This window comes from Cupriavidus basilensis (genome assembly GCF_000832305.1).
Classification (GTDB): Bacteria; Pseudomonadota; Gammaproteobacteria; order Burkholderiales; family Burkholderiaceae; genus Cupriavidus; species Cupriavidus basilensis_F.
Map to the genome: position 1 here is coordinate 3,726,500 of NZ_CP010536.1, position 23,093 is coordinate 3,749,592.

The following is a 23,093-nucleotide window of genomic DNA, read 5'->3' on the forward strand; positions in this document are numbered from 1 at the left end:
CAACGACTTGATGACAACAGCCTCACCCAGCGGCACCGCCGCGCCCGCATCAGGCCACGCGCCGGTGGTCTGCCTGCTCGGCCCCACCGCCTCCGGCAAGACCGCCGCGGCACTGGCGCTGGCCGCGCAAACGCCGATCGAGATCATCAGCCTGGACTCGGCCCTGGTCTATCGCGAGATGGACATCGGCACCGCCAAACCCTCGCCCACCGAGCTGACCGCGGTGCCACACCACCTGATCGACATCATCGACCCGGCCGATAGCTACTCGGCTGCCCAGTTCGTCACCGACGCCGAGCGGCTGATCGTGGAGATCCGCGCGCGCGGTCGCGAACCGCTGATCGTCGGCGGCACCATGCTGTACTACAAGGCGCTGACGCAGGGCCTGAACGACCTCCCGCAAGCCGATCCGGCGCTGCGTGCCGAACTGGACGCGCTGGCCGCCGAGCGCGGCTGGCCGGCGCTGCACGCCATGCTGGGCGAGGTCGATCCGGTCACCGCGGCGCGCCTCGCGCCCAACGATGCCCAGCGCATCCAGCGCGCACTGGAGATCCACCGCCTGTCCGGCCATCCCATGTCGGCGCTGCTGGCGCGGCAGGCCGACGAGCGCACTTTTGCCGGCGCGGCCGACCTGCGCTACCGCGTGATCGCGCTGGAGCCGTCGGACCGCGCCGTGCTGCACGCGCGCATCGCCACCCGCTACGACGCCATGCTGGCTGGCGGCTTTATCGAGGAAGTGCAACGGCTGCGCGCGCGCGGCGACCTGCAGCCCGCGCTGCCCTCGATCCGCTGCGTCGGCTACCGGCAGGTGTGGGAATACCTCGACGGCGAGACCGATTTCGACACCATGCGCGAGCGCGGCCTGGCCGCCACCCGCCAGCTCTGCAAGCGCCAGCTGACCTGGCTGCGCAGCACGCCCGAGCGTGAGGTTGTGGACTGCCTGGCGCCGGACTACGTCGCGCAGGTGGCGCGGCTGGCGCGGATCGGGCAAGCGTAGCGTCAATGGGGAATGGGGAATGCGGGACAGGTGTGACGAATAAGCGATAATCGTCGTTTGTATCTTGCCGATGACGTCAAATCCCGCCATGCCTGCCACCGATTTCGTACTGCGCCCCGCCACTTCCGACGATTGCGAAACCTTGCTCGCGCTGATCACGGGACTGGCCGAATACGAGAAACTCACCCACCTGGTCGAAGCCACGCCGGAAAAACTGCGCGAGGCGCTGTTTGGCCCGCGCCCGCATGCCGAGGCTGTGCTGGTGGAAGTCCCCGGCACCCAGGGCCCGCAGGCCGTCGGGTTCGCCTTGTTCTTCCACAATTTCTCGACCTTCCTGGCCAAGCCCGGGCTGTATCTGGAAGATCTCTATGTCGACCCCGCCTGGCGCGGCCATGGGCTGGGCAAGGTCCTGCTCAAGCATCTTGCGGCGCTGGCGGTGGAGCGCGGCTGCGGCCGCTTCGAATGGAGCGTGCTGGACTGGAACACGCCTTCCATTGATTTCTACCGGGCAATGGGTGCGGACGTGATGCCGGACTGGCGCATTTGCCGGGTGACCGGGGACGCGCTGGCGAAGCTGGGCGCGACGGAGTAACTGGGCAGATCATCGCCATTGCAAACGGTCATGGCCTGTCCCGCAGGCTTCGTTCAGCGCCCGGCGGGCATAAAAAAAACGGCGCATGCCTGAGCATGCGCCGTTTTTTTATTGGAGCGGGACCGCTCAGGCCACGATGGTCTGTGCCTGGCCTTCTTCACGCTCGCGGATCTCGCCGATCTGCCACACGGCTTCGCCAGCGGCTTGCAGATGGCGAATGGCGCGGTCGGCGTCTTCCTTGGCGACGATCACCACCATGCCGATGCCGCAGTTGAACACGCGGTGCATTTCGTCGTCAGCGACGTTGCCCTGGGTTTGCAGCCACTGGAACAGCGGCGGAAGGGCCCAGGCGTCGCGCTGCAGCACGGCGGTCACATTCTGCGCCAGCACGCGCGGCACGTTCTCTGTCAGGCCGCCGCCGGTGATGTGGGCCATGCCCTTGACCGGCAGCGTCTCGATCAGCGACAGCAGCGGCTTCACGTAGATGCGGGTGGGCGCCATGATGGCATCCTGCAGGCGTTGGCCGTGGAAGTCGCCGTTCAGGTCCGGCTTGGCCACTTCGATGATCTTGCGCACCAGCGAGTAGCCGTTGGAGTGCGCGCCCGACGAAGCCAAGCCCAGCACCACGTCGCCCGGCACGATGGTGGTGCCGTCGATGATGCGGCTCTTCTCCACGGCGCCAACCGCGAAGCCGGCCAGGTCGTACTCGCCATCGGGGTACATGCTGGGCATTTCGGCGGTTTCGCCACCGATCAGCGCGCAGCCGGACAGCTCACAGCCGTGGGCGATGCCTTTGATCACGGTCGCCGCGGTTTCCACGTCGAGCTTGCCGCAGGCGAAGTAGTCGAGGAAGAACAGCGGCTCGGCGCCCTGCACCAGGATGTCGTTGACGCTCATGGCAACCAGGTCCTGGCCCACGGTGTCGTGGCGGTTCAGCTGGAAGGCCAGCTTGAGCTTGGTGCCCACCCCGTCGGTGCCGGAGACCAGCACAGGTTCCTTGTATTTCTTGGACAGTTCGAACAGCGCGCCGAAGCCCCCGATGCCGGCCATCACGCCTTCGCGCATGGTGCGCTTGGCGAACGGCTTGATGCGGTCGACGAGCGCGTCGCCCGCGTCGATATCGACGCCGGCATCGCGGTAGGAGAGGCCTGCCTGGCCGGAAGTGGGGGATGCGCTCATGGGAACCTGCTTTTCCTGGAGTATGAAGTGAGGAATGCGGCGCTCACGACGGCGATTTGCGGCCGCGAGTCCAGTAGAATTGCAATTTTAACGGATACGGGCTTCCGGCTTCCAGTTTCCGGTGTTCCGTGTCATGAAGTATCGTCCGCAGCCATTCCCGATGAAGATGATTCCGGCAGCCACCGGCCGTTCTGCCCGCGCCCTACAGGCGGTCAGCGCATGCCAGCCGCGACGCGTTTACCTGACAGATGATCCGCACCCAAAGTAATCGATAAGTCATGTTTCAGCGTCCCAAGCAGCTATCGCTTGAACTTGGCAGTCCGCCGCCCTCGACCTTCGAGAATTTTTTCGTTGCGGTCAACCGCGAGCCGGTGCAGCGCCTGCGCGACCTGGCCACGGCGGTGGCGCAGGAACGGGCCGCCGACCGCCTGATTTACCTGTGGGGCGAAGTGGGCTCGGGCCGCACCCACCTGCTGCATGCGGTCTGCGACAGCGGCTACCAGGCCGGCATCCGTTGCCGCTACCTGAGCCCGCATCACGCCTTGTCGGACTTCATCTTCGACCCGAGCTGCCAACTCTACACCGTGGACGATGTGGAGCTGCTCGACGAAGCGCGCCAGATCGCCGTGTTCTCGCTCTACAACGAGGTGCGGGCTCACGTGCGCACCGCCATCGTGGTGGCCGGCAGCCAGGCGCCGCTGGCCATGCCGGTGCGCGAGGACCTGCGCACGCGGCTGGGCTGGGGCCTGGTCTATCAGTTGGCACCGCTGTCGGACGAGGACAAGATGGCGGCGCTGGTGCAGGCCGCGCGCGAGCGCGGGCTGCAGCTTTCGCCGGAAATCCCGCACTGGCTGGTCACGCGCAAGTACCGCGACATGCCCAGCCTGATGGCGCTGCTGGACGCGCTGGACACCTATTCGCTGGAGCGCAAGCGTGCCGTCACGCTGCCCCTGCTGCGGGAAATGTTTGCCGAGTTACGCGAGTGAACCAGGGCCTGCGCGCCAGTGCGCGTGACCCATGGCATGCACCGTGCTTGCCTTTGTTGGCATCCGGAGACGTTAAGAAAGCTCTCACAGTCACGTTAATGTAAAATCGCCGCCCATGAATCTGGCATTGTTCGACCTCGACCACACCTTGCTCCCGACCGACAGCGACCACGAATGGGGCCGCTTCCTGGTGCGCCTGGGCGTTGTCGACGAGGAATTCTACCGCCGCAGGAACGACGAGTTCTTCGGCCATTACAAGGCTGGCACCCTGGATATCCAGGCTTTCCTGCGTTTCGCGCTAGCGCCGCTGGCGGCCAATCCGCGCGACCGCCTGGAAGCGTTGCGCAGCCAGTTCATGCGTGAAGTGATCGATCCGGTCATCACGCCGCAGGCGCGCGCACTGGTCTACAAGCACCTCGACGCCGGCGACCTGTGCGCCGTGGTCACCGCCACCAATAGTTTCGTCACCGCCCCGATCACGGCGGCCTTCGGCATCAAGCACCTGATCGCCACCGAGCCGGCCACCGCCAACGGCAAGCCCGACGGCGCCTTCACCGGCGAAGTGGCTGGCATTCCCAGCTTCCGCGAGGGCAAGATAGCCCGGGTGGAAGCCTGGCTAAAGAGCATGGGCACCCAATGGGATGCCTTCGAAAACACCACCTTCTACAGTGATTCGGCCAACGACCTGCCGCTGCTGGAGAAGGTCAGCGAGCCGATCGCCGCCAACCCGGACGATCGCCTGCGTCACCACGCCGCCGCGTCAGGCTGGCGCATCATGGACCTGTTCTGACGTGATCAAAAAGCTAATCAACCGGCTGCTAGGCAAGCCGGGCACCCAGCAGCGCCCCGTCAAACGCCGCGGCCAGCGCGCCCATACGCCGAATATCGTTGCGCATGCCGAGCACCAGATCGACCAGTCGCTGATCTCGCGCAACGCCATCAAGGTCACCTCCACGCTGCAGCAGGCAGGCTACGAGGCGTTTATCGTCGGCGGCGCGGTACGCGACCTGTTGCTGGGCATCAAGCCCAAGGACTTCGACGTCGCCACCAACGCCACGCCTGACCAGGTGCAGGCGCTGTTCCGCCGCTCGCGCATCATCGGCCGGCGCTTCCAGATCGTGCACGTGACGTTCTATGGCGGGCGCGAGCAGGAAATCATTGAGGTCTCCACCTTCCGCGCGCTGGTCGACGCGGTCGCCAGCGAGACCTTGCCCGAAGGGCGCCGCCTCAAGCGCTCCGAGCTCGACAGCAAGACCCACGCGATCGATGCCTCTGGCCGCGTGCTGCGTGACAACGTGTGGGGCTCGCAGGCCGAAGACGCGGAACGCCGCGACTTCACCATCAACGCGATGTACTACGACCCCGCCCAGCAACTGGTGTACGACTACCACCAGGGCATGGAGGACATCCGCGCGCGCACGCTGCGCATGATCGGCGATCCGGTCACACGCTACCGCGAAGACCCTATCCGCATGCTGCGCGTGGTGCGCTTCGCCGCCAAGACCGGGTTCACGATCGACGAGGACACCCGCCAGCCGATCGCCGACCTGGCCTCGCTGATCCACAATGTGCCCAGCGCGCGCCTGTTCGACGAGATGCTCAAGCTGCTGATGTCGGGCCATGCCTGGGCGTCGCTGCAGGAGCTGCGCAAGGCCGGCCTGCACCGGGGCCTGCTGCCACTGCTGGATGTCGCGCTGGAGCAGCCGATGGGCCAGCGCTTCGTGCAACTAGCGCTGGACAACACGGACCAGCGCGTGCAGGTTGGCAAACCGGTCTCGCCGGGCTTCCTGTTTGCCGCGCTGCTATGGCACCACGTGCTGCAGCGCTGGACCACGCTGCGCGAGCAAGGCGAACATGCCATCGCCGCGCTCAATATCGCCATGGACGACGTGCTGGAGCGCCAGACCGGCCAGCTCGCCATCCAGCGCCGCTTTGTCACCGACATGCGGGACATCTGGGGCATGCAGCCGCGCTTCGAGAAGCGCGTGGGCCGCATGCCGTTCCGCCTGATCGAATCGCCGCGCTTTCGCGCCGGCTTCGATTTCCTCTACCTGCGCTGCGAATCCGGCGAGCAACCGGCCGAACTGGCGAAATGGTGGCAAGACTTCCAGGATGCCGATAGCCACGGCCGCGAGGACCTGATCGAGGCCGTGCGCCCGGTGCGCGGCGCCGGCAGGCAAGGCGGTGGCGGCAGCGGCGGCGCGGGCGATGCCGACGGCTTTGAGCCCGCCGGAGATGGCGACAGCGGCGATAGCGGCGGCCCGGCACGCAAGAAGCGCCGTCGGCGCAGTCCGCGGAAATCGGATAAAGTTTCTCCGCGGAGTGATATGGACGCGAGCCAGGAATCCGGCTCCACTGCAGACCGGAAAACCGGCAAGGTACGCGTCCAGCCGGAGGAATCGTAATGACACTTGCCTTTATCGGCATCGGAGCCAACCTGGGTGACGCCCGGCAGGCTCTGAAAGATGCCATCGTGTGCCTGGCCCAGCAGGTCGGCATCACGGTGCTGGCGAGATCGTCGCTCTATCGCACGGCCCCGGTCGATGCGGCGGGCAACGACTATTACAACGCGGTGGTCAAGGTAGAGACCTCGTTTACTGCCGCCCAGCTATTGCGCATCTGTCACCACATCGAGGATCAGTTCGGCCGCGAGCGGCCTTTCCGCAACGCGCCACGCACCCTCGACCTGGACCTGCTGGTCTTTGGCGACGAAATCCACCAGGGCGAAAAGCTGGTGGTGCCGCATCCACGCCTGGCAGAGCGCGCCTTCACGCTGGTGCCGCTGCTTGAGCTGGATGCCGAACTGGTTATCCCCGGCCTTGGCCCTGCGGCGGATTACCTGGCCGCGGTCAGCGCGCAGCGCGTCGAGAAGGTCTCCTTTTGCAAGTGCACGCGGCAACTGGACGCGCGCAGCGATTCCTGAAGCCATGGCCGGCAGCGGCAAGCCGGTCCCGCTTTGTCCGCCCTGTACTATGTAGTTCCCCCTTAGCCGACCGGACCCGCCCATGCTCGAACACTTGCGCCGCATTGTGGTGGAAGGCCCCATCGGAGCCGGCAAGACCGCGCTCGCACAACGCCTGGCGCAAACCCTGCGCACCGGCGAATTGCTCGATGCGGCGCGTGAAAACCCCTTCCTTGAACGCTACTACCGCGAGCCCGCGCGATACGCGCTGCCGCTGCAGCTGTCGCTGATGAACCAGCGCGCGCAGCAGCTCATGGCCTGGCAGGCGGCACTGCTGGCGGGCCAGCGCATGGTGGGCGATTTCCTGCACAACAAAGACCGCCTCTACGCCGGGCTGACCCTGCCCGAGGACGAACTGGCGCTGTACGACGCCCTCGCCGCGCGCCTGCCGGCCCAAGGCCAGCGCGTAGACCTCGTCATCGTACTGCAGGCCTCACCCGCGCTGCTGCGCGAGCGCATCGCCCGGCGCAACGCGCCTGGCGAGTCCAGCATCGACGATGCCTATCTGGAGCGGTTGTCGGATGCCTACGGCGAGCTGTTCCATCGCTACGACGAGGCACCGGTCATGATCGTCGACACCGCCCACTTCAGCCCGGTAGACAACGACGCCGATTTCCGTACACTACTGTCGCGCATCGAAAACATGCGTGGCCGCAAGGCCTTTCTCAATCTCGCTGCGCCCTGACAGGCTCTCCCGCCTGCCAGCCTTCACCATAACGACAGCAGTCGCTGCCGCGAATCCCGTGGCCCCATCCTGGGGCCGAGCGCCTCGCGCAGTACGAACTGAAAGGGGCAAAAGGCCTTGCCGCACGGATGCAGATGCGTTGATGCACCGATCATGAATGCACTGCCGCATCGCGGCCGGCCCGGCTCCCGTCTCTCTACCGGCCCAACGTCATGAGTTACCTCCTCGACCCCTCACGCAAGACCGTCACCATCCCCAAGCTGCAAGCGATGCGCGCCGCTGGCGAAAAAATCGCCATGCTGACCGCCTACGACTCCAGCTTCGCCGCGCTGCTCGACTACTGCGGGGTCGAGGTGCTGCTGGTCGGCGACTCCCTTGGCAATGTCATGCAAGGCCAGCAGACCACGCTGCCCGTGACGCTCGAACAGGTTGTCTATCACACCGAATGCGTGGCACGCGGCAACCAGAGCGCGCTGCTGGTGGCGGACCTGCCATTCGGCACCTATCCCACGCCGGAAGCCACCTTCACCAGCGCCGTCGCGCTGATGCGGGCCGGCGCGCAAATGGTCAAGCTGGAGGGCGGCGACTGGCTCGCGCCCACCGTCAAGTTCCTGGTCGAGCGCAGCATTCCGGTGTGCGGCCACATTGGCCTGACGCCGCAGTCGGTGCACGCGCTGGGCGGCTTCAAGGTGCAGGGCAAGACCGACGAGAGCGCGGCGCAGCTCAAGCGCGACGCGCTCGCGCTGCAAGCCGCGGGCGCCCAGCTGATCGTGATGGAAGCGGTGCCGGCGGCTGTGGCCGGCGTAGTCACCGGCCTGCTGACGATCCCGACCATCGGCATCGGCGCCGGCGCGGATTGCTCCGGCCAGGTGCTGGTCCTGCAGGACATGATCAACGTCTACCCGGGCCGCAAGGCCAAGTTCGTGCGCAACTTCATGGAAGGCGCCGGCTCGATCGAGGCCGCCGTGCGCGCCTACGTGGCGGCCGTGAAGGATGGCAGCTTCCCGGCCGCCGAGCACACCTTCTCGGCCTGAGCGCGCGCCGGCAATGGAGATCGGTGCCGCCACCGCCGCGGCCTTTGCGCTTCTGGCCAACGGTGACGGCGCCATCTGGTTCATCGTCTGGACCTCGCTGGTGGTAGCCGTGCTCGGGCTGGCGCTGGCCGCCGTGCCGGCCATCGGCGCGGCCTACCTGATCGCCACCCACGATTTTCCCGGGCGGCGTGTGGTGGTGGTGATGGCGCAGGCCTTTCTCTCCTTGCCGACCGTGCTGGTCGGGCTGATCCTCTACCTGCTGTTCACCCGCCACGGGCCGCTGGGCAGTTTCTCCCTGCTGTTTACCCGCAGCGGCATGGTGCTCGGGCAGGCGGTGATCGGCTTCCCGGTGGTGCTGGCGTTTGCCCTGTCCACCCTGCAGGGGGCGGATGCGCGGCTGCGCGAAACCGCCTGGGTACTGGGCGCCGGGCGCTGGCGGACCTTTTTCACCGTCCTGCGCGAGCTGCGCTTTGGCCTGATGGCCGCACTGGTGGCGGGCTTTGGGCGGGTCATTGCGGAAGTCGGCTCGGCGCTGATGATCGGCGGCAATATCGAAGGCGCCACCCGGACCATCACCACCGCCATCGCGCTGGAAACCAGCAAGGGAGAATTCGCCCAGGGTATTGCGCTGGGCGTTGTGCTGATCGCACTGGCAGTGCTCGTCAATGTGATGCTGGCGTGGCTGCAAGGCGCGGGAGGATTTCGCCGATGAGCACCCTGCCCGCGCGCCGCACGCCTGACGGGCAGGCGCTGCCGCCTTCCCAGCTGCCACCGCTGCTGACGGTGCGCGGCTTGCAGCGCCAGGTAGGCGCGCGGCGGCTGTTCGATATTGCCGAGCTTGCCTTCCCGCGCGCCGCTGTGGTGGTGCTGACCGGTGTCAATGGCGCGGGCAAGAGCACGCTGCTGCGCATGGTGGCGGGGCTGGAGCGCGCACCCGGCGCGAGCGTGGCCTGGACCGGCGCGGACGGCACGCCGCGCAACGCCGCACTCGATCCGCTGCCCGCCGCGCTACGCCAGCGCATTGCCTACCTGCACCAGCATCCCTACCTGTTTCGCACCTCGGTGCGCGAGAACATCGCCTATGGCCTGAAGGCGCGCGGCATGCCCGACGACGAAGTCAGGCGGCGCGTGGGAGCCGCGCTGGGCTGGGCCGGCATCACGCACGTGCAGGATACCGCCCCCGAATGCCTGTCCGGCGGCGAGGTGCAACGCGTGGCACTGGCCCGCGCCAAGGTGCTGGAGCCCGATTTGCTGCTGCTGGACGAGCCCACCTCCAGCCTGGACGGCCACGCTCGCGAACAGGTGATCGGCCTGGTGCAGGACCTGGCCGCCGAAGGCCGCAGCGTGGTGATGGTCTGCCACGATCGCGAGCTGATCAACCTGCCGGGCGTGGTGCGCTGGAAGCTTGGCGACGGGCGGCTGGATACGCGCCACCCCTGAACGCCTGGCTCAGGCTGTTGCCGGCAACTCCGCCAATAGCACGCCCCGCAACGAATTCGCCAGCGCTAGTGCCTCCGCGCTCAGCAGCATGGCCTGCGTGACAACCGCCTCGCGCACCGTCGCGCCGAGGTAGCGTGCACCATCGCCTAGCACCGCAGCGCGCATCACCCCGGGCAGGATATCGGCGGCCAGCGGCGGCGTCAGCCACTCGCCTTCCGCCTTGACGAACACGGAACTGCGGCCGCCTTCGAGCAGTTCGCCTCGTGTGTTGAAGAACAGGCTGTCGAAGGCGCCGGCGCGCTCGGCCGCTTGCCAGCCCGCATCATAGACGGCGCGCGCGCTGGTCTTGTGGCGGCGCAACGCGTGCGCGACCGGCAGCGCCTGCGCGGCCAGCACTACGCGCACCGGGACTGCGGCGAGCGGCGCCAGCGGGCCGTGGGCAACGGTGAAGCTGCCCGCCTTGTCCAGCGCCAGCCGCAGGCGCCAGGTGCCGGCCCCGAGCTCCACCACGGCCGCCTGCACCAACGCCAACGCACGAGCGCGCTCAAACCCAAAGCCGAAGCACGCAGCGGAAGCCGCCAGCCGCGCCAGATGCTGATCCAGGCGCTGGCACTCCCCGTCTTCCACCCGCATGGTTTCGAACAAGGTAAAGCCCGGATCGTGCGCGGTCAGGAAGCGCGCCTTCCAGCCGCACTCGGCAAATTCGCCCGCGGCGTCGCTGTCGTGCACGATGCCACCGCCCACGCCCATCTCACCCGCGCGCAGTCCGTCGGCGCCCTGCGCGCCCAATACCAGCGTGCGGATGGCGACCGACAGCGCAAAGGCACCCGGCCATGCCTGCGCTTGCCCTTCACCAGGCGCATCGATCCAGCCGAGCGAGCCGGTGTAAAGACCGCGCGGCGCGCGCTCCAGCTCGCCGATGATCTCCATGGTGCGCCGCTTGGGCGCGCCGGTGATGGAGCCGCAGGGAAACAGCGCGCGCATCAGATCCGCCAGGCTGGTGCCGGCGCGTGCCTTGGCGGTCACGGTGGAGGTCATCTGCAGCACCTGGCCGAAGGGCTGCACCACGAAGCGATCGGGCACAGCCACCGTACCCGGCACCGCGATGCGGCCCAGGTCGTTGCGCAACAGGTCGACAATCATCACGTTCTCGGCGCGGTTCTTGGCGTCGGCCGCCAGCGCCAGCGCGGCCTCGGCATCGCGCGCGTCGTCGCCCGTGCGCGGCGCCGTGCCCTTCATCGGGCGGGTGAGCAACTGGCCCTGGCCGTCATGCCGGACGAACAGCTCCGGCGACAGCGACAGCACCCAGCCATCGCCCGGCAGCCGCGCCAGCGCGCCATAGGGCACCGGCTGGGCGGCACGCAAGGCGGCATAGAGCGCAAGCGGATCGCCAAACTCGGCAAAGCGCAGGCGCTGCGTGAAGTTGACCTGGTAGGTGTCGCCAGCTTCGATCCATTGGTGAATGCGAGCAATGGCGGCGTGAAAAGCCGGCTCCGGCGTGTCGGCCAGGACATCCATCAAGCCGGCCGGCTGGTCCGGGGAGCGCGCCAGCCATTGCGCGACCTGCGCTTTGTCCAGCCGATGCATCTGCCTGAACCACAGCAGGCGCAGCGCGCCATCGTGCAAGGGCAATGCGCAATCGACATGGACCGCCGCGCCAACCAGCGGGCCGCCGAATTCATAAGGCGCAAACAGCGTGGCGTGCCAGCCCTGGCCCCAGCCATCGGCCAGCAAGGCATCGAGCGTGCCGAGCGCGGAGGCATCCGGCAGCACGTCTTCACGGGCAAAGCCGGTGTACAGGCGCGATGCCGCCTCGCCCGGCGCGGCGATGGCATTGTCGAGCAGGACGAAAGGCTCGGCATTGGCCGGGGAGGGGAACGTGCGGATCGGGGAAACTGCCACGGGAAATCACCAGCGTAAATTGAGGTCGCCGGGAGGCGGGCGACATCGCATTATCGCGCGCCCGCCCTGTCCCCGGCCCTATCCCCTCAGGGGCAGAGGGCCGGGGACAGGGGTGGCTTGGCCCGGACCTGCTTGAAGTGAAGCCAGCGTTTGAGCGGCGCCCAAAAAACAAAAAAGCCGGCCACGCATCAAAGCGTGGCCGGCCGCATGCCCCAGGCCGTATCAGCTGAAGAAGCTCTTCACCTTGTCCAGCCAGGATTGCTCCTGCGGGCTGTGGCGCGAGCCACCTTCATGCACCGAGCGGTCGAACTGGCGCAGGATGTCCTTCTGCGCCTCGGTCAGCTTGACCGGCGTTTCCACGTTCACGTGCACATAGAGGTCGCCGGGGTAGCCCGAGCGCACACCCTTGATACCCTTGCCGCGCAGGCGGAAGGTCTTGCCGGGCTGGGTGCCTTCCGGCACCGGGAAGCTGGCCTTGCCGCCCAGCGTGGGCACTTCCAGGTCGCCGCCCAGCGCCGCGGTGGCGAAGGAAATCGGCATCTGGCAGTGCAGGTCGTCGCCGTCGCGCTCGAACACCGCGTGCTGCTTGATGTGAACTTCCACATACAGGTCGCCCGGGGGGCCGCCGTTGATGCCCGGCTCGCCATTGCCCGAGGAGCGGATGCGCATGCCCTCGTCGATGCCGGCGGGAATCTTCACTTCCAGCGTCTTCTGCGACTTCAGCTTGCCCTGACCGTGGCACTTGGTGCACGGCTTGGGGATGTGCTTGCCGGTGCCGTGGCACTTGGGGCAAGTCTGCTGCATCGAGAAGAAGCCTTGCGACACGCGCACCTGGCCCGCGCCATGGCAGGTCGGGCAGGTTTCGACGTTGGTGCCGGGCTCGGCGCCATTGCCGTGGCAATGCTCGCACTCGTCCCAGTGGGGCACCCGGATCTGCGCGTCATGGCCGTGGGCGGCCTGCTCCAACGTGATTTCCATGCTGTAGCGCAGGTCGGCACCGCGGTACACCTGCGGGCCGCCGCCGCCACGGCGTCCGCCGCCAGCCTGGCCGCCCTGCTGGCCAAAAATATCGCCGAAGATGTCGCCGAAGGCTTCGGCGAATCCGCCGTAGGCCTGGCCGCCGCCGCCGAAGCCGCCCGCCATGTTGGGGTCGACGCCGGCGTGGCCGTACTGGTCGTAGGCTGCCTTCTTCTCGGGGTCCGAAAGCATCTCGTAGGCCTCTTTGACCTCCTTGAACTTCTCTTCGGAATCCTTGCTGTCCGGATTGCGGTCCGGGTGGTGCTTCATCGCCAGCTTGCGATAGGCCTTCTTGATCTCGTCGTCGCCGGCGTTCTTGCCCACCCCGAGCACTTCGTAAAAGTCACGTTTTGCCATGGTGGCTGCTTACCTGATGGGCCCGGAAGCGTCCAAAGCCCGCCCGGGCGAAATAGCAAAAAAGCCGAGCGAGGCATTCGACGGCGGTAACCCGCTTGGTCCAATGTCCGTCGCCCGGCGTCGGGATGGGGGCTGGCGCTGGTGTTGCGCACCGCGCCCCCGCCCCGCTCTTCCATTACTTCTTGTCGTTGACTTCCTTGAACTCGGCGTCCACGACGTTGTCGTCCTGCGGATGGGCTTGCTGATGGCCCGCGCCGGCTGCACCGGCACCGGCACCGGCCGCGGCGCCAGCCGCACCCGCTTCGCCGGCCTGGGCCTGCATGTCCGCGTAGACACGCTCACCCAGCTTCTGGCTGGCTTCGGACAGCGCGCTGACCTTGGCATCGATCTCGGCCTTGTCGCCGCCGCGTGCGGCGTCTTCCAGCTCCTTGATCGCGGCTTCGATCTTTTCCTTCTCGCCCGCTTCCAGCTTGTCGCCGTATTCGGTGACAGCCTTCTTGGTCGAGTGGATCAGCGCGTCGGCCTGGTTGCGGGCATCCGCCAGCTCACGGGCCTTCTTGTCTTCTTCGGCGTTGGCCTCGGCGTCCTTCACCATGCGCTGGATCTCGTCTTCCGACAGGCCCGAGTTCGCCTTGATGGTGATGCGGTTTTCCTTGCCGGTCGCCTTGTCCTTGGCGCCCACGTGCAGGATGCCGTTGGCGTCGATGTCAAACGAGACTTCGATCTGCGGCGTGCCGCGTGCGGCCGGCGCGATGCCTTCGAGGTTGAACTCACCCAGCAGCTTGTTGCCGGTGGCCATTTCGCGCTCGCCCTGGAACACCTTGATGGTCACGGCCGGCTGGTTGTCGTCGGCGGTCGAGAACACCTGCGCATGCTTGGTCGGGATGGTGGTGTTCTTGGTGATCATCTTGGTCATCACGCCACCCAGGGTTTCGATACCCAGCGACAGCGGCGTCACGTCCAGCAGCAGCAGGTCCTTGCGGTCGCCCGACAGCACGGAACCCTGGATCGCGGCGCCAACGGCAACGGCTTCGTCCGGGTTCACGTCCTTGCGCGCTTCCTTGCCGAAGAACTCCTTGACCTGTTCCTGCACCTTGGGCATGCGGGTCATGCCGCCGACCAGGATCACGTCATCGATTTCGCTGACCTTGACGCCGGCGTCCTTGATGGCGATGCGGCACGGCTCGATGGTGCGCAGGATCAGTTCCTCGACCAGCGATTCCAGCTTGGCGCGGGTCATCTTCAGGTTCAAGTGCTTCGGACCGGAGGCATCCGCCGTGATGTACGGCAGGTTGATTTCGGTCTGCTGCGAGCTAGACAGTTCGATCTTGGCCTTTTCAGCGGCTTCCTTCAGGCGTTGCAGCGCAAGTACGTCCTTGGACAGGTCGACGCCCTGGTCCTTCTTGAACTCACCGATGATGTAGTCGATGATGCGCTGGTCGAAGTCTTCGCCGCCCAGGAAGGTGTCGCCATTGGTCGACAGCACTTCGAACTGCTTCTCGCCGTCAACGTCGGCGATCTCGATGATCGAGATGTCGAACGTGCCGCCACCCAGGTCATACACGGCGATCTTGCGGTCGCCCTTTTCGTTCTTGTCCAGGCCAAAGGCCAGCGCGGCCGCGGTCGGCTCGTTGATGATGCGCTTGACGTCCAGGCCTGCGATGCGGCCAGCGTCCTTGGTGGCCTGGCGCTGCGAGTCGTTGAAGTAAGCCGGCACCGTGATCACGGCTTCGGTCACCGGCTCGCCGAGGTAGTCTTCGGCGGTCTTCTTCATCTTGCGCAGCACTTCGGCGGACACCTGCGGCGGTGCCAGCTTCTGGTCGCGCACGGACACCCATGCGTCGCCGTTGTCGGCCTTGACGATGGTGTACGGCATCAGGCCGATGTCCTTCTGCACTTCCTTTTCTTCGAACTTGCGGCCGATCAGGCGCTTCACCGCATACAGGGTGTTGCGCGGATTGGTCACCGCCTGGCGCTTGGCAGGCGCACCCACCAGGATCTCGCCGTCTTCCATGTAGGCGATGATCGAAGGGGTGGTACGCGTGCCTTCGGCATTTTCGATCACCTTGGGCGTATTGCCTTCCATGATCGCGACGCAGCTATTGGTGGTACCGAGGTCGATACCGATGATCTTACCCATTATTCTCTCCTCTTGAGCCCCGCTATCCGCGGGGACTGCAATTCATCCTGAGGCCGAAATGTGGCCGTCCGGGGCCATTTCAAGGGCCAGAAGTGCAATTCCGACTAAATTCCTCGGCTTCTCCCTCTGATCAACGGCTGGCTGGCTGGCCAAGTTGAAGGGTGTTAGGAGACGTTGCGCGCCAAGCGTGGTTTTTGTGCTTCTTGCGTCATTTAAAACAGAGGCGGCTAACGGCCTCGCTGCCATAGGACATCGCTGCCCCCGCCGGCCCGGTTGAGCACGCGCGACAGTACGAACAGCAAGTCGGACAAGCGGTTCAGGTACTGGCGGGGCGCCTCGTTCAGGGCTTCTTGCGCGCCCAGCGCCACCAGCGCGCGCTCGGCGCGCCGGCACACCGTGCGGCACACATGCGCCACCGCCGCCGCCCGGCTGCCGCCCGGCAGGATGAACTCGGCCAGGCGTGGCAGGTTGGCATTGTAGTGATCCAGCCATTCGTCCAGTTGCAGCACCTGCTCGGGCTTGACCAGCACGTAGCCGGGGATGGAGAGCTCGCCGCCAAGGTCGAACAGATCGTGCTGGATATGCAGCAAAGCCGAGCGGACGTCGTCGGGCAGCATCTCGGTGAGCAGCACGCCAAGGTTCGAGTTGAGCTCGTCCACATCGCCGATGGCGGCAATGCGCAGGCTGTCCTTGCTGGTGCGGCTGCCGTCGCCAAGCCCGGTGGTGCCGGCATCTCCGGTGCGGGTGGCGATCTTGGAGAGGCGATGGCCCATGCGGGTCTCCTGCGTTGGCGAATCCAGCATTATGGCGCGCATCCGGCCCTTCGCGTGAGCGCGCAGCCCGGCGCTGCCCGGCGCCGGGTGGCGGTTGCGGCGCCCGCCCAGCGAGCCGCCCCGGGCGCGGCGTAGAATAACGGGATTCGCTTGATACGCTACCGGGTGCGATTGCCGGCGCCGTTCAGCGCGGCCTTGCCATGGCCGGCGCTGCGCGTCCCCGGCCCCCACAGACCCGCCGGAGACGCCATGAACCAACCCCTTCCCCACGCCGCGCTGGTGCGCCAACCGCTGCCCGTCGCCGTGCGCGACGCGTTGCAGGCCCGCTTCGGCGAACGCTTCTCCACCTCCCCCGGTGTCTGCGACCACCACGGCCGCGACGAGTCGCCCTTCCCGCCGGCAGCGCCGGACGGCGTGGTCTTCGCCCACACCACCGAGGAAGTTGCCGAAGTGGCCCGCCTGTGCAACGAGCACCGTGTGCCGCTGATCGCCTACGGCGCCGGCTCCTCGCTCGAAGGCCACCTGCTGGCGGTAGCCGGCGGCATCAGCCTGGACCTGTCAGAGATGAACAAGGTGCTGTCGGTGCAACCCGAAGACCTGAACGTGACGGTGCAGCCGGGCGTGACCCGCAAGCAGCTGAACCAGGAAATCAAGGACTCCGGCCTGTTCTTCCCGATCGACCCGGGCGCCGATGCCTCGCTGGGCGGCATGTGCGCCACGCGCGCCTCCGGGACCAACGCGGTGCGCTACGGCACCATGCGCGAGAACGTGCTGGCGCTGACGGTGGTCACCGCCGACGGCCGCATCATCAAGACCGGTACCCACGCCCGCAAGTCCTCCGCCGGCTACGACCTGACCCGCCTGATGATCGGCAGCGAAGGCACGCTGGGCATCATCACCGAGGTGACGGTGCGGCTGTACCCGCAGCCCGAAGCCATCTCGGCGGCCATCTGCAGCTTCCCCAGCATGGGCAGCGCGGTACGGGCAACCATCGAGACCATCCAGCTGGGCGTGCCCGTTGCGCGCGTGGAGTTCGTCGACGCGCTGGCCATCCGCGCCATCAACCGGCACGACAACCTGTCCATGCCGGAGGCGCCGCACCTGTTCTTCGAATTCCATGGCACCGAGGCCGGCGTCAAGGAGCAGGCCGAGACCGTGCAGCAGATCGCCGCCGACAATGGTGGCCAGGGCTTCGAGTGGGCCACGCGGCCGGAAGACCGCAGCCGCCTGTGGAACGCGCGCCATACCGCTTACTTCGCCATGCTGCAGCTCAAGCCGGGCTGCAAGGCGGTGACCACCGACGTGTGCGTGCCGATCTCCCGCCTGGCCGATTGCGTGACCGAGACCGAGCGCGACCTCAACGCGTCCAGCCTGCCCTGCCCCATCGTGGGCCATGTTGGCGACGGCAACTTCCACGTCGCGATCCTCACCGACCCTGAGAAGCCCGAGGAGCTCGCCGAGGCCGAGACCATCAACCGGCGCATCGTGGAGCGCGCGCTGGCCATGGGCGGCACTTGTACCGGCGAGCACGGCGTGGGCCTGCACAAGATGGATTTCCTGGTCAGCGAGCACGGCGAAGACGCGCTCGACCTGATGCGCGCCATCAAGAACGCGCTTGATCCCAACCACATCCTCAACCCGGGCAAGATCTTCCGCCCGGTACGCTAAGGGCGCGCGCGGCATGGCATCCGTGTTCAACCGCGTCCCGCCGCTGCACCTGCTGATCGCGTTCGAAGCCGCCGCCCGGCTGGGCAGCTTCGCGCGCGCGGCCGAGGAGCTGTCGGTCACGCCCAGCGCGGTGTCGCACCGCATCAAGAACCTGGAGGAGCTGTGGGGCGAGGACCTGTTCGTGCGCGCCAACGCCGCGCTGCGGCTAACAGCCGCTGGCACGCGCTACCTGCGCAGTGTGCAGGATGCCCTCAAGGCGCTCAACGAACTGGCCCGGCCCGAGTACAACAAGCTGCGCACCCGCCTGCGCGTGGCAATCCCGCCCACCTTCGGCCGCCAGCACCTGGTGCCGCGCCTGCCCGAGTTCACGGCGCTGTACCCGCACATCGACACCGAGCTGCACCTGGCCATCCCCTTCCTGGACGTGAAGGCGGAAGACACCGATGTGGAGATCCGCTACGGCACCGGGCGCTACCCCGACCTGAAAACCACCAAGCTGCTGGTCGAGCCCGTGTTCCCGGCCTGCGGGCGCGAATACTACGAGCGCATCGATGGCCGCGCCATCACCAGGCCCGAGCACCTGCACAACCTGGTGCTGCTGCGCAGCCCGCTGGAACCCTGGAAGCCCTGGTTCGAGACCGCCGGCCTAGACTGGCCCGAGCCCCAGACCGGCCCGCAGTTCAACGACATCGGCCTGATGCTCGAAGCCATCGCCTCCAACCAGGGCGTGGCGCTGGTGCGCCAGCGCATGGCCCGGCACTGGCTGTCGCTGGGCCAGATGGTGCGGCTGCTGGACATCGAATCGGTGTCGCCGCACGGCTACTACATCGTCGAGCGCGAACAGGCACCGCTCAAGCCGGAGGCGCGGTATTTCGTCGACTGGCTGCTCAGCCTGGACTGGTAAGTCTGGCCAGTTGTCCGGCCGGCCCCTTTCGGATCCCCCCCACCATGCAGATCCGCCTGCTCACCCCCACCGACGCTAGCGCCTTCCAGGCACTGCGTCTCGCAGGCCTGCTGGAGGCGCCCGCTGCCTTCGGTTCCAGCTTCGAGGAAGAGCGTGACCTGCCGCTGGCCACCATCGCCGGCCGCCTTGAAGCAACGCCCGAAAAGGCCGTGATCGGCGCCTTTGAAGCCACCGGGGGCGGTACCGCGCTGGCCGGCGTGGTCGGGGTAATGCGCGAGGACAAGGCCAAGCAGCGCCACAAGGCGTTTATCTGGGGCATGTATGTGGCGCCGGGCTATCGCGGCCGGCGCCTCGGGCGGCAACTGATGGAGCAAGCGTTGGCGGTGGCCACCGCCATGCCCGGGCTGCGCCAGGTCACGCTCGGCGTCAACCTCGTCAATGCGCCAGCGATTGCGCTCTATGAGGCCATGGGCTTCGTGCGCTACGGCGTGGAGCCGCAGGCGCTCTATGTGGCACCGGACTATCACGACAAGCTGGAAATGGTGCATGTGCTGGCGGCGCGCGGACATTAAAGCGCCCCATTGCCGCCTTGCGCCTCGCCGGTGCTAAGCTGGATTGATACCGGCCAGCCCGCGAGGATCCTGCCAGCCACCGCCCGCATGGCACGTTTCGGGCCCATGCCGTCATGAGCGATTTTGATCGGCCTGCCATGCGGAATTCACGTCGCCACGGGACTGCGCAGCCACCTGGCTGCGCTATAGTCCTTGCTCCCCACCCGCGCCCGCCCTGCCATGGCGTGCGCCGGCGGCCATAACAGGAGTTGCCATGAACGCCCCGCACGAAGTCTCACTGGTTGCCGACGACGCACGCCGCAGCGCGTTGCTCGCCGGCCTGGCGAAAATCCTGCCCGATGCGGCGTTGTTGTGGAAACCCGAAGACACCGTGCCCTACGAGTGCGACGGCCTGGCGGCCTACCGCCAGGTGCCGATGGCCGTGGCGCTGCCCGACAACGAGGACCAGGTCTGCGCCATCCTGCGCCTGTGCCACTCGCTGCAGGTGCCCGTGGTGCCACGCGGCGCTGGCACCAGCCTGTCCGGCGGGGCCATGCCGATCGCCACCGGCCTGGTGCTGTCGCTGGCCAAGTTCAAGCGCATCGTCAGCGTGGACGTGCGTTCGCGCACCGCGGTGGTCCAGCCCGGCGTGCGCAATCTCGCCATCTCCGAGGCCGCCGCGCAGTACAACCTCTATTACGCCCCCGATCCGTCCTCGCAGATCGCCTGCACCATCGGCGGCAACGTCAGCGAGAATTCGGGCGGCGTGCATTGCCTGAAGTACGGCCTGACGGTGCACAACGTGCTGCGCGTGCGCGCCGTCACCATGGAGGGTGACGTGGTGGAGTTCGGCTCGGAAGCGCCCGACGCGCCGGGGCTGGACCTGCTGGCCGCCGTGATCGGCTCCGAAGGCATGCTGGCGGTGGTCACCGAGGTGAGCGTCAAGCTGATCCCCAAGCCGCAGCTGGCGCAGGTGATCATGGCCAGCTTCGATGACGTGGCCAAGGGCGGCAACGCGGTGGCCGATGTGATCGGCGCCGGCATCATCCCGGCCGGGCTGGAGATGATGGACAAGCCCGCCACCGCCGCGGTCGAGGAATTCGTGCGCGCCGGCTACGACCTGGACGCCGCCGCCATCCTGCTGTGCGAGTCCGACGGTACGCCGGAAGAAGTGGCCGAGGAAGTGGAGCGCATGAGCGAGGTGCTGCGCGCTTCCGGCGCCAGCCGCATCCAGGTGTCGCAAAGCGAGCCCGAACGGCTGCGCTTCTGGAGCGGGCGCAAGAACGCCTTCCCCGCCGCCGGGCGCATCTCGCCAGACTACTACTGCATGGACGGCACCATCCCGCGCAAGCATATCGGCACGCTGCTCAAGCGCATCGAGGAGATGGAGCGCAAGTACGGCCTGCGCTGCATGAACGTGTTCCATGCGGGCGACGGCAATATGCACCCGCTGATCCTGTTCGATGGTGCGGACCAGGACGAATGGCACCGCGCAGAGCTGTTCGGCTCCGACATTCTGGAGAGCTGCGTGGAGCTGGGCGGCACGGTGACCGGCGAGCACGGCGTGGGCGTGGAGAAGCTCAATTCCATGTGCGTGCAGTTCTCCGCGCAAGAGCGTGACCTGTTCTTTGGCGTCAAGGCGGCCTTCGACCCGGCGCGCCTGCTCAACCCCGACAAGGCCATCCCCACGCTGGCGCGCTGCGCCGAGTACGGCCGCATGCATGTGAAGCGCGGCCTGCTGCCGCACCCCGACCTGCCGCGATTCTGAACATGGCCGCTCCAAACGCCACGCAACGCGCCCGCAGCAGCGCGCAAACCCGCCAGCGCCTGGGCAAGCCCGAATCCGGCTGGCGCGAGCGCTGGTACACCATCATCTTCGAGGCCGACACGCGCAACGGACAGCTGTTCGACATCACCCTGCTGCTGGCCATCGTGGCCAGCGTGCTGATTGTGATGTTTGACAGCCTGCCGGCGGTAAACCTGCGGTTGGGCCGCGTGTTCACGGTGCTCGAGTGGCTGTTCACGCTGCTGTTTACCGCCGAATACCTGATGCGCATCGTGGTGGTGCGCCGCCCCTTGCGCTATGTGTTCAGCTTCTTCGGCGTGGTCGATTTCCTGTCGATCATCCCCACGTGGCTCGCCTTCTTCGTGCCCGAGCTGGCGTTCCTGATCGACGTGCGCCTGCTGCGGCTGCTGCGCGTGTTCCGGATCCTCAAGCTGACGGTGTATTTCGAGGAGGCGCAGATCCTGTACCGCGCGCTGGCCAACAGCCGGCGCAAGATCTTCGTCTTCCTTGGCACGGTGTTCATCATCACTGTGATCCTCGGCACCGTGATGTATGTGGTGGAAGGCCCGCAGCACGGTTTCACCAGCATCCCCGTGAGCATGTACTGGGCGGTGGTGACGCTGACCACCACCGGCTTCGGCGACATGGTGCCCAAGACGCCGCTGGGCCAGTTCATCACTTCGCTGACCATCCTGCTGGGCTACGGCATCATCGCCTTCCCCACCGGCATCGTGGGCGCGGAGCTGGCCGCCAGCATCATGAAGCGGCCGCTGACCACGCGCACCTGCAGCCACTGCCTGACGCAAGGCCACGATCCCGACGCCGGCTACTGCAAGCACTGCGGCAGCGAGCTGCCGCCTTATCAGGGCGAAGACAAGGGCGAGGGCGAACGCGAGCCGGCAGGCTTGCGCGCAAGCGCCCAGACGCCACCTCGCCGTCCCACTTCTTCCGCCTGACTTAGTTCACGCCGACACCCGCCCGCCACCATGCCAGCCACGCCAGCCGACCAGCAAGCCACCCTCACCGCCTTTCGCGATGCCATCCGGCATGCCACCGGCACGCGCACGCCGCTGCGCCTGCGCGGCGGCGGCAGCAAGGATTTCTACGGCCAGCACCCGCAAGGGACCCTGCTCGACACGCGCGCCTACAGCGGCATCGTCGACTACGACCCGCCCGAGCTGGTGATCACCGCGCGCTGCGGCACGCCGCTGGCGCAGATCGAGGCGGCGCTGGCCGAGCGGCGCCAGATGCTGGCGTTCGAGCCGCCGCATTTCAGCACCGGCGCCGATGGCAGCGACGTGGCCACGATCGGCGGCGCCGTGGCCGCCGGCCTGTCCGGCCCGCGCCGGCAGGCGGTGGGCGCGTTGCGTGACTTTGTGCTGGGCACACGCGTGATGGATGGACGTGGCGACGTCCTGAGCTTTGGCGGCCAGGTCATGAAGAACGTAGCCGGCTATGACGTCTCGCGGCTGATGTCCGGGTCGCTCGGCACGCTGGGGCTGATCCTGGAAGTCTCGCTCAAGGTGCTGCCGGTGCCCTTCGACGACGCCACGCTGCGTTTTGCGCTGGACGAGGCTGCGGCGCTCGATCGCCTCAACGACTGGGGCGGCCAGCCCCTGCCGATTGCCGCTTCGGCTTGGCACGACGGCGTGCTGCACCTGCGCCTGTCGGGCGCGGCGGCCGCGCTGCGCGCCGCGCGCGCGCGGCTTGGCGGCGAAGCCGTGGACGCCGCGCAAGCCGATGCATTGTGGCGCGCGCTGCGCGAGCACAGCCACGCCTTCTTCGCCCCGGTGCAAGCGGGCCGGGCACTGTGGCGCATTGCCGTGCCAACCACCGCCGCGCCGCTGGCGCTGCCTGGCGGGCAACTGATCGAATGGGGCGGCGGCCAGCGCTGGTGGCTGGGCGGCAGCGACAGCGCGGCCGACAGCGCCATCGTGCGCGCCGCGGCCAAGGCGGCCGGCGGCCACGCCACGCTGTTCCGCAACGGCGACAAGGCCGTGGGCGTGTTCACGCCGCTGTCCGCGCCGGTGGCTGCCATCCATCAGCGGCTCAAGGCGACGTTCGACCCCGCCGGCATCTTCAACCCGCAGCGCATGTACGCCGGCCTCTGAGCCACGGGC

Annotated in this window: 21 protein-coding genes; 16 read left to right on the forward strand and 5 right to left on the reverse strand. The window is 67.2% G+C overall.

Features of this window, described 5'->3' with window-relative positions:
- The first annotated feature begins 10 nt into the window (after positions 1-10).
- Both miaA and RR42_RS17215 read left to right on the forward strand, forming a co-directional pair.
- Entirely contained in the window at positions 11-997 is a 987-nt protein-coding gene (gene miaA, locus RR42_RS17210; RefSeq protein ID WP_043352299.1) for a tRNA (adenosine(37)-N6)-dimethylallyltransferase MiaA, read from the forward strand.
- An 88-nt stretch (positions 998-1,085) separates the two neighbouring features.
- Complete coding sequence (locus tag RR42_RS17215; protein ID WP_043349377.1) at positions 1,086-1,589, forward strand: GNAT family N-acetyltransferase; 504 nt, start codon at positions 1,086-1,088, stop codon at positions 1,587-1,589.
- A gap of 126 nt (positions 1,590-1,715) precedes the next feature.
- Here RR42_RS17215 and purM read toward each other — a convergent pair whose 3' ends face one another.
- Positions 1,716-2,768 (reverse strand): phosphoribosylformylglycinamidine cyclo-ligase, encoded by a 1,053-nt coding sequence (gene purM / locus RR42_RS17220; protein WP_043349381.1) that lies wholly within the window; start codon positions 2,766-2,768, stop codon positions 1,716-1,718.
- 278 nt (positions 2,769-3,046) lie between these two features.
- On the opposite strand from purM, the gene hda reads away from it, so the two are divergent.
- The 8 genes from hda to RR42_RS17260 all read left to right on the forward strand — a co-directional run bounded on the left by hda (position 3,047) and on the right by RR42_RS17260 (position 9,875).
- Complete coding sequence (hda, locus tag RR42_RS17225; RefSeq protein WP_043349383.1) at positions 3,047-3,754, forward strand: DnaA regulatory inactivator Hda; 708 nt, start codon at positions 3,047-3,049, stop codon at positions 3,752-3,754.
- Between the two features lie 115 nt (positions 3,755-3,869).
- Positions 3,870-4,544: an HAD family hydrolase gene (locus tag RR42_RS17230; protein WP_043349387.1), complete on the forward strand. Its 675-nt coding sequence runs from the start codon at positions 3,870-3,872 to the stop codon at positions 4,542-4,544.
- 1 nt (position 4,545) lies between these two features.
- Complete coding sequence (gene pcnB / locus RR42_RS17235) at positions 4,546-6,159, forward strand: polynucleotide adenylyltransferase PcnB (protein ID WP_043349390.1); 1,614 nt, start codon at positions 4,546-4,548, stop codon at positions 6,157-6,159.
- Positions 6,159-6,677, forward strand: coding sequence for a 2-amino-4-hydroxy-6-hydroxymethyldihydropteridine diphosphokinase (gene folK, locus RR42_RS17240; RefSeq protein WP_043349393.1), 519 nt, complete (start codon positions 6,159-6,161; stop codon positions 6,675-6,677). The genes pcnB and folK overlap by 1 nt, the downstream gene beginning before the upstream one ends.
- A gap of 82 nt (positions 6,678-6,759) precedes the next feature.
- Positions 6,760-7,401 (forward strand): deoxynucleoside kinase, encoded by a 642-nt coding sequence (locus RR42_RS17245; protein WP_043349396.1) that lies wholly within the window; start codon positions 6,760-6,762, stop codon positions 7,399-7,401.
- 212 nt (positions 7,402-7,613) lie between these two features.
- On the forward strand, positions 7,614-8,435 hold the full coding sequence (panB, locus tag RR42_RS17250) for a 3-methyl-2-oxobutanoate hydroxymethyltransferase (RefSeq protein WP_043349399.1): 822 nt from the start codon (positions 7,614-7,616) through the stop codon (positions 8,433-8,435).
- A gap of 13 nt (positions 8,436-8,448) precedes the next feature.
- The gene (locus RR42_RS17255) at positions 8,449-9,147 is read left to right on the forward strand and encodes an ABC transporter permease (protein ID WP_043349402.1); all 699 of its coding nucleotides are present in this window, start codon (positions 8,449-8,451) and stop codon (positions 9,145-9,147) included.
- Entirely contained in the window at positions 9,144-9,875 is a 732-nt protein-coding gene (locus tag RR42_RS17260; protein ID WP_236701928.1) for an energy-coupling factor ABC transporter ATP-binding protein, read from the forward strand. Before RR42_RS17255 ends, RR42_RS17260 begins: the two co-directional genes overlap by 4 nt.
- A 9-nt stretch (positions 9,876-9,884) precedes the next feature.
- Here the strand turns inward: RR42_RS17260 and pabB are convergent, their stop codons facing one another.
- The 4 genes from pabB to RR42_RS17280 form a co-directional block, all read right to left on the reverse strand.
- Entirely contained in the window at positions 9,885-11,777 is a 1,893-nt protein-coding gene (gene pabB / locus RR42_RS17265) for an aminodeoxychorismate synthase component I (RefSeq protein ID WP_052494684.1), read from the reverse strand.
- 222 nt (positions 11,778-11,999) lie between these two features.
- Positions 12,000-13,151, reverse strand: coding sequence for a molecular chaperone DnaJ (gene dnaJ, locus RR42_RS17270; RefSeq protein ID WP_043349404.1), 1,152 nt, complete (start codon positions 13,149-13,151; stop codon positions 12,000-12,002).
- A gap of 175 nt (positions 13,152-13,326) precedes the next feature.
- The gene (gene dnaK, locus RR42_RS17275) at positions 13,327-15,333 is read right to left on the reverse strand and encodes a molecular chaperone DnaK (protein ID WP_330218526.1); all 2,007 of its coding nucleotides are present in this window, start codon (positions 15,331-15,333) and stop codon (positions 13,327-13,329) included.
- Between the two features lie 185 nt (positions 15,334-15,518).
- Positions 15,519-16,064 (reverse strand): cob(I)yrinic acid a,c-diamide adenosyltransferase, encoded by a 546-nt coding sequence (locus RR42_RS17280; protein WP_043352306.1) that lies wholly within the window; start codon positions 16,062-16,064, stop codon positions 15,519-15,521.
- Between the two features lie 249 nt (positions 16,065-16,313).
- Between RR42_RS17280 and RR42_RS17285 the strand changes: the two genes are divergently transcribed.
- From RR42_RS17285 to glcE, 6 genes are all read left to right on the forward strand, one after another.
- Positions 16,314-17,732 (forward strand): FAD-binding oxidoreductase, encoded by a 1,419-nt coding sequence (locus tag RR42_RS17285; protein ID WP_043349411.1) that lies wholly within the window; start codon positions 16,314-16,316, stop codon positions 17,730-17,732.
- A 13-nt stretch (positions 17,733-17,745) separates the two neighbouring features.
- Positions 17,746-18,636, forward strand: a complete 891-nt coding sequence (locus RR42_RS17290; RefSeq protein ID WP_043349415.1) for a LysR substrate-binding domain-containing protein — start codon at positions 17,746-17,748, stop codon at positions 18,634-18,636.
- Positions 18,637-18,680: 44 nt separating this feature from the next.
- A complete protein-coding gene (locus RR42_RS17295) occupies positions 18,681-19,208 on the forward strand; it encodes a GNAT family N-acetyltransferase (RefSeq protein WP_043349419.1) in 528 nt (175 codons plus the stop codon).
- Positions 19,209-19,461: 253 nt separating this feature from the next.
- Complete coding sequence (locus tag RR42_RS17300; RefSeq protein WP_043349422.1) at positions 19,462-20,955, forward strand: FAD-linked oxidase C-terminal domain-containing protein; 1,494 nt, start codon at positions 19,462-19,464, stop codon at positions 20,953-20,955.
- A 2-nt stretch (positions 20,956-20,957) separates the two neighbouring features.
- Positions 20,958-21,929: an ion transporter gene (locus RR42_RS17305; RefSeq protein WP_043349424.1), complete on the forward strand. Its 972-nt coding sequence runs from the start codon at positions 20,958-20,960 to the stop codon at positions 21,927-21,929.
- Positions 21,930-21,959: 30 nt separating this feature from the next.
- On the forward strand, positions 21,960-23,084 hold the full coding sequence (glcE, locus tag RR42_RS17310; RefSeq protein WP_043349427.1) for a glycolate oxidase subunit GlcE: 1,125 nt from the start codon (positions 21,960-21,962) through the stop codon (positions 23,082-23,084).
- Positions 23,085-23,093: the final 9 nt, after the last annotated feature.

What these genes read in the sequence shown, in the direction of transcription:
- purM (WP_043349381.1), bottom strand. Translation starts at nt 2,768, where the DNA reads ATGAGCGCATCCCCCACTTCCGGCCAGGCAGGCCTCTCCTACCGCGAT.
- RR42_RS17295 (WP_043349419.1), top strand. Translation starts at nt 18,681, where the DNA reads ATGCAGATCCGCCTGCTCACCCCCACCGACGCTAGCGCCTTCCAGGCA.
- RR42_RS17215 (WP_043349377.1), top strand. Translation starts at nt 1,086, where the DNA reads ATGCCTGCCACCGATTTCGTACTGCGCCCCGCCACTTCCGACGATTGC.
- folK (WP_043349393.1), top strand. Translation starts at nt 6,159, where the DNA reads ATGACACTTGCCTTTATCGGCATCGGAGCCAACCTGGGTGACGCCCGG.
- RR42_RS17260 (WP_236701928.1), top strand. Translation starts at nt 9,144, where the DNA reads ATGAGCACCCTGCCCGCGCGCCGCACGCCTGACGGGCAGGCGCTGCCG.
- RR42_RS17300 (WP_043349422.1), top strand. Translation starts at nt 19,462, where the DNA reads ATGAACGCCCCGCACGAAGTCTCACTGGTTGCCGACGACGCACGCCGC.
- RR42_RS17245 (WP_043349396.1), top strand. Translation starts at nt 6,760, where the DNA reads ATGCTCGAACACTTGCGCCGCATTGTGGTGGAAGGCCCCATCGGAGCC.
- RR42_RS17255 (WP_043349402.1), top strand. Translation starts at nt 8,449, where the DNA reads ATGGAGATCGGTGCCGCCACCGCCGCGGCCTTTGCGCTTCTGGCCAAC.
- RR42_RS17285 (WP_043349411.1), top strand. Translation starts at nt 16,314, where the DNA reads ATGAACCAACCCCTTCCCCACGCCGCGCTGGTGCGCCAACCGCTGCCC.
- glcE (WP_043349427.1), top strand. Translation starts at nt 21,960, where the DNA reads ATGCCAGCCACGCCAGCCGACCAGCAAGCCACCCTCACCGCCTTTCGC.
- hda (WP_043349383.1), top strand. Translation starts at nt 3,047, where the DNA reads ATGTTTCAGCGTCCCAAGCAGCTATCGCTTGAACTTGGCAGTCCGCCG.
- RR42_RS17230 (WP_043349387.1), top strand. Translation starts at nt 3,870, where the DNA reads ATGAATCTGGCATTGTTCGACCTCGACCACACCTTGCTCCCGACCGAC.
- RR42_RS17305 (WP_043349424.1), top strand. Translation starts at nt 20,958, where the DNA reads ATGGCCGCTCCAAACGCCACGCAACGCGCCCGCAGCAGCGCGCAAACC.
- dnaJ (WP_043349404.1), bottom strand. Translation starts at nt 13,151, where the DNA reads ATGGCAAAACGTGACTTTTACGAAGTGCTCGGGGTGGGCAAGAACGCC.
- RR42_RS17290 (WP_043349415.1), top strand. Translation starts at nt 17,746, where the DNA reads ATGGCATCCGTGTTCAACCGCGTCCCGCCGCTGCACCTGCTGATCGCG.
- RR42_RS17280 (WP_043352306.1), bottom strand. Translation starts at nt 16,064, where the DNA reads ATGGGCCATCGCCTCTCCAAGATCGCCACCCGCACCGGAGATGCCGGC.
- miaA (WP_043352299.1), top strand. Translation starts at nt 11, where the DNA reads ATGACAACAGCCTCACCCAGCGGCACCGCCGCGCCCGCATCAGGCCAC.
- panB (WP_043349399.1), top strand. Translation starts at nt 7,614, where the DNA reads ATGAGTTACCTCCTCGACCCCTCACGCAAGACCGTCACCATCCCCAAG.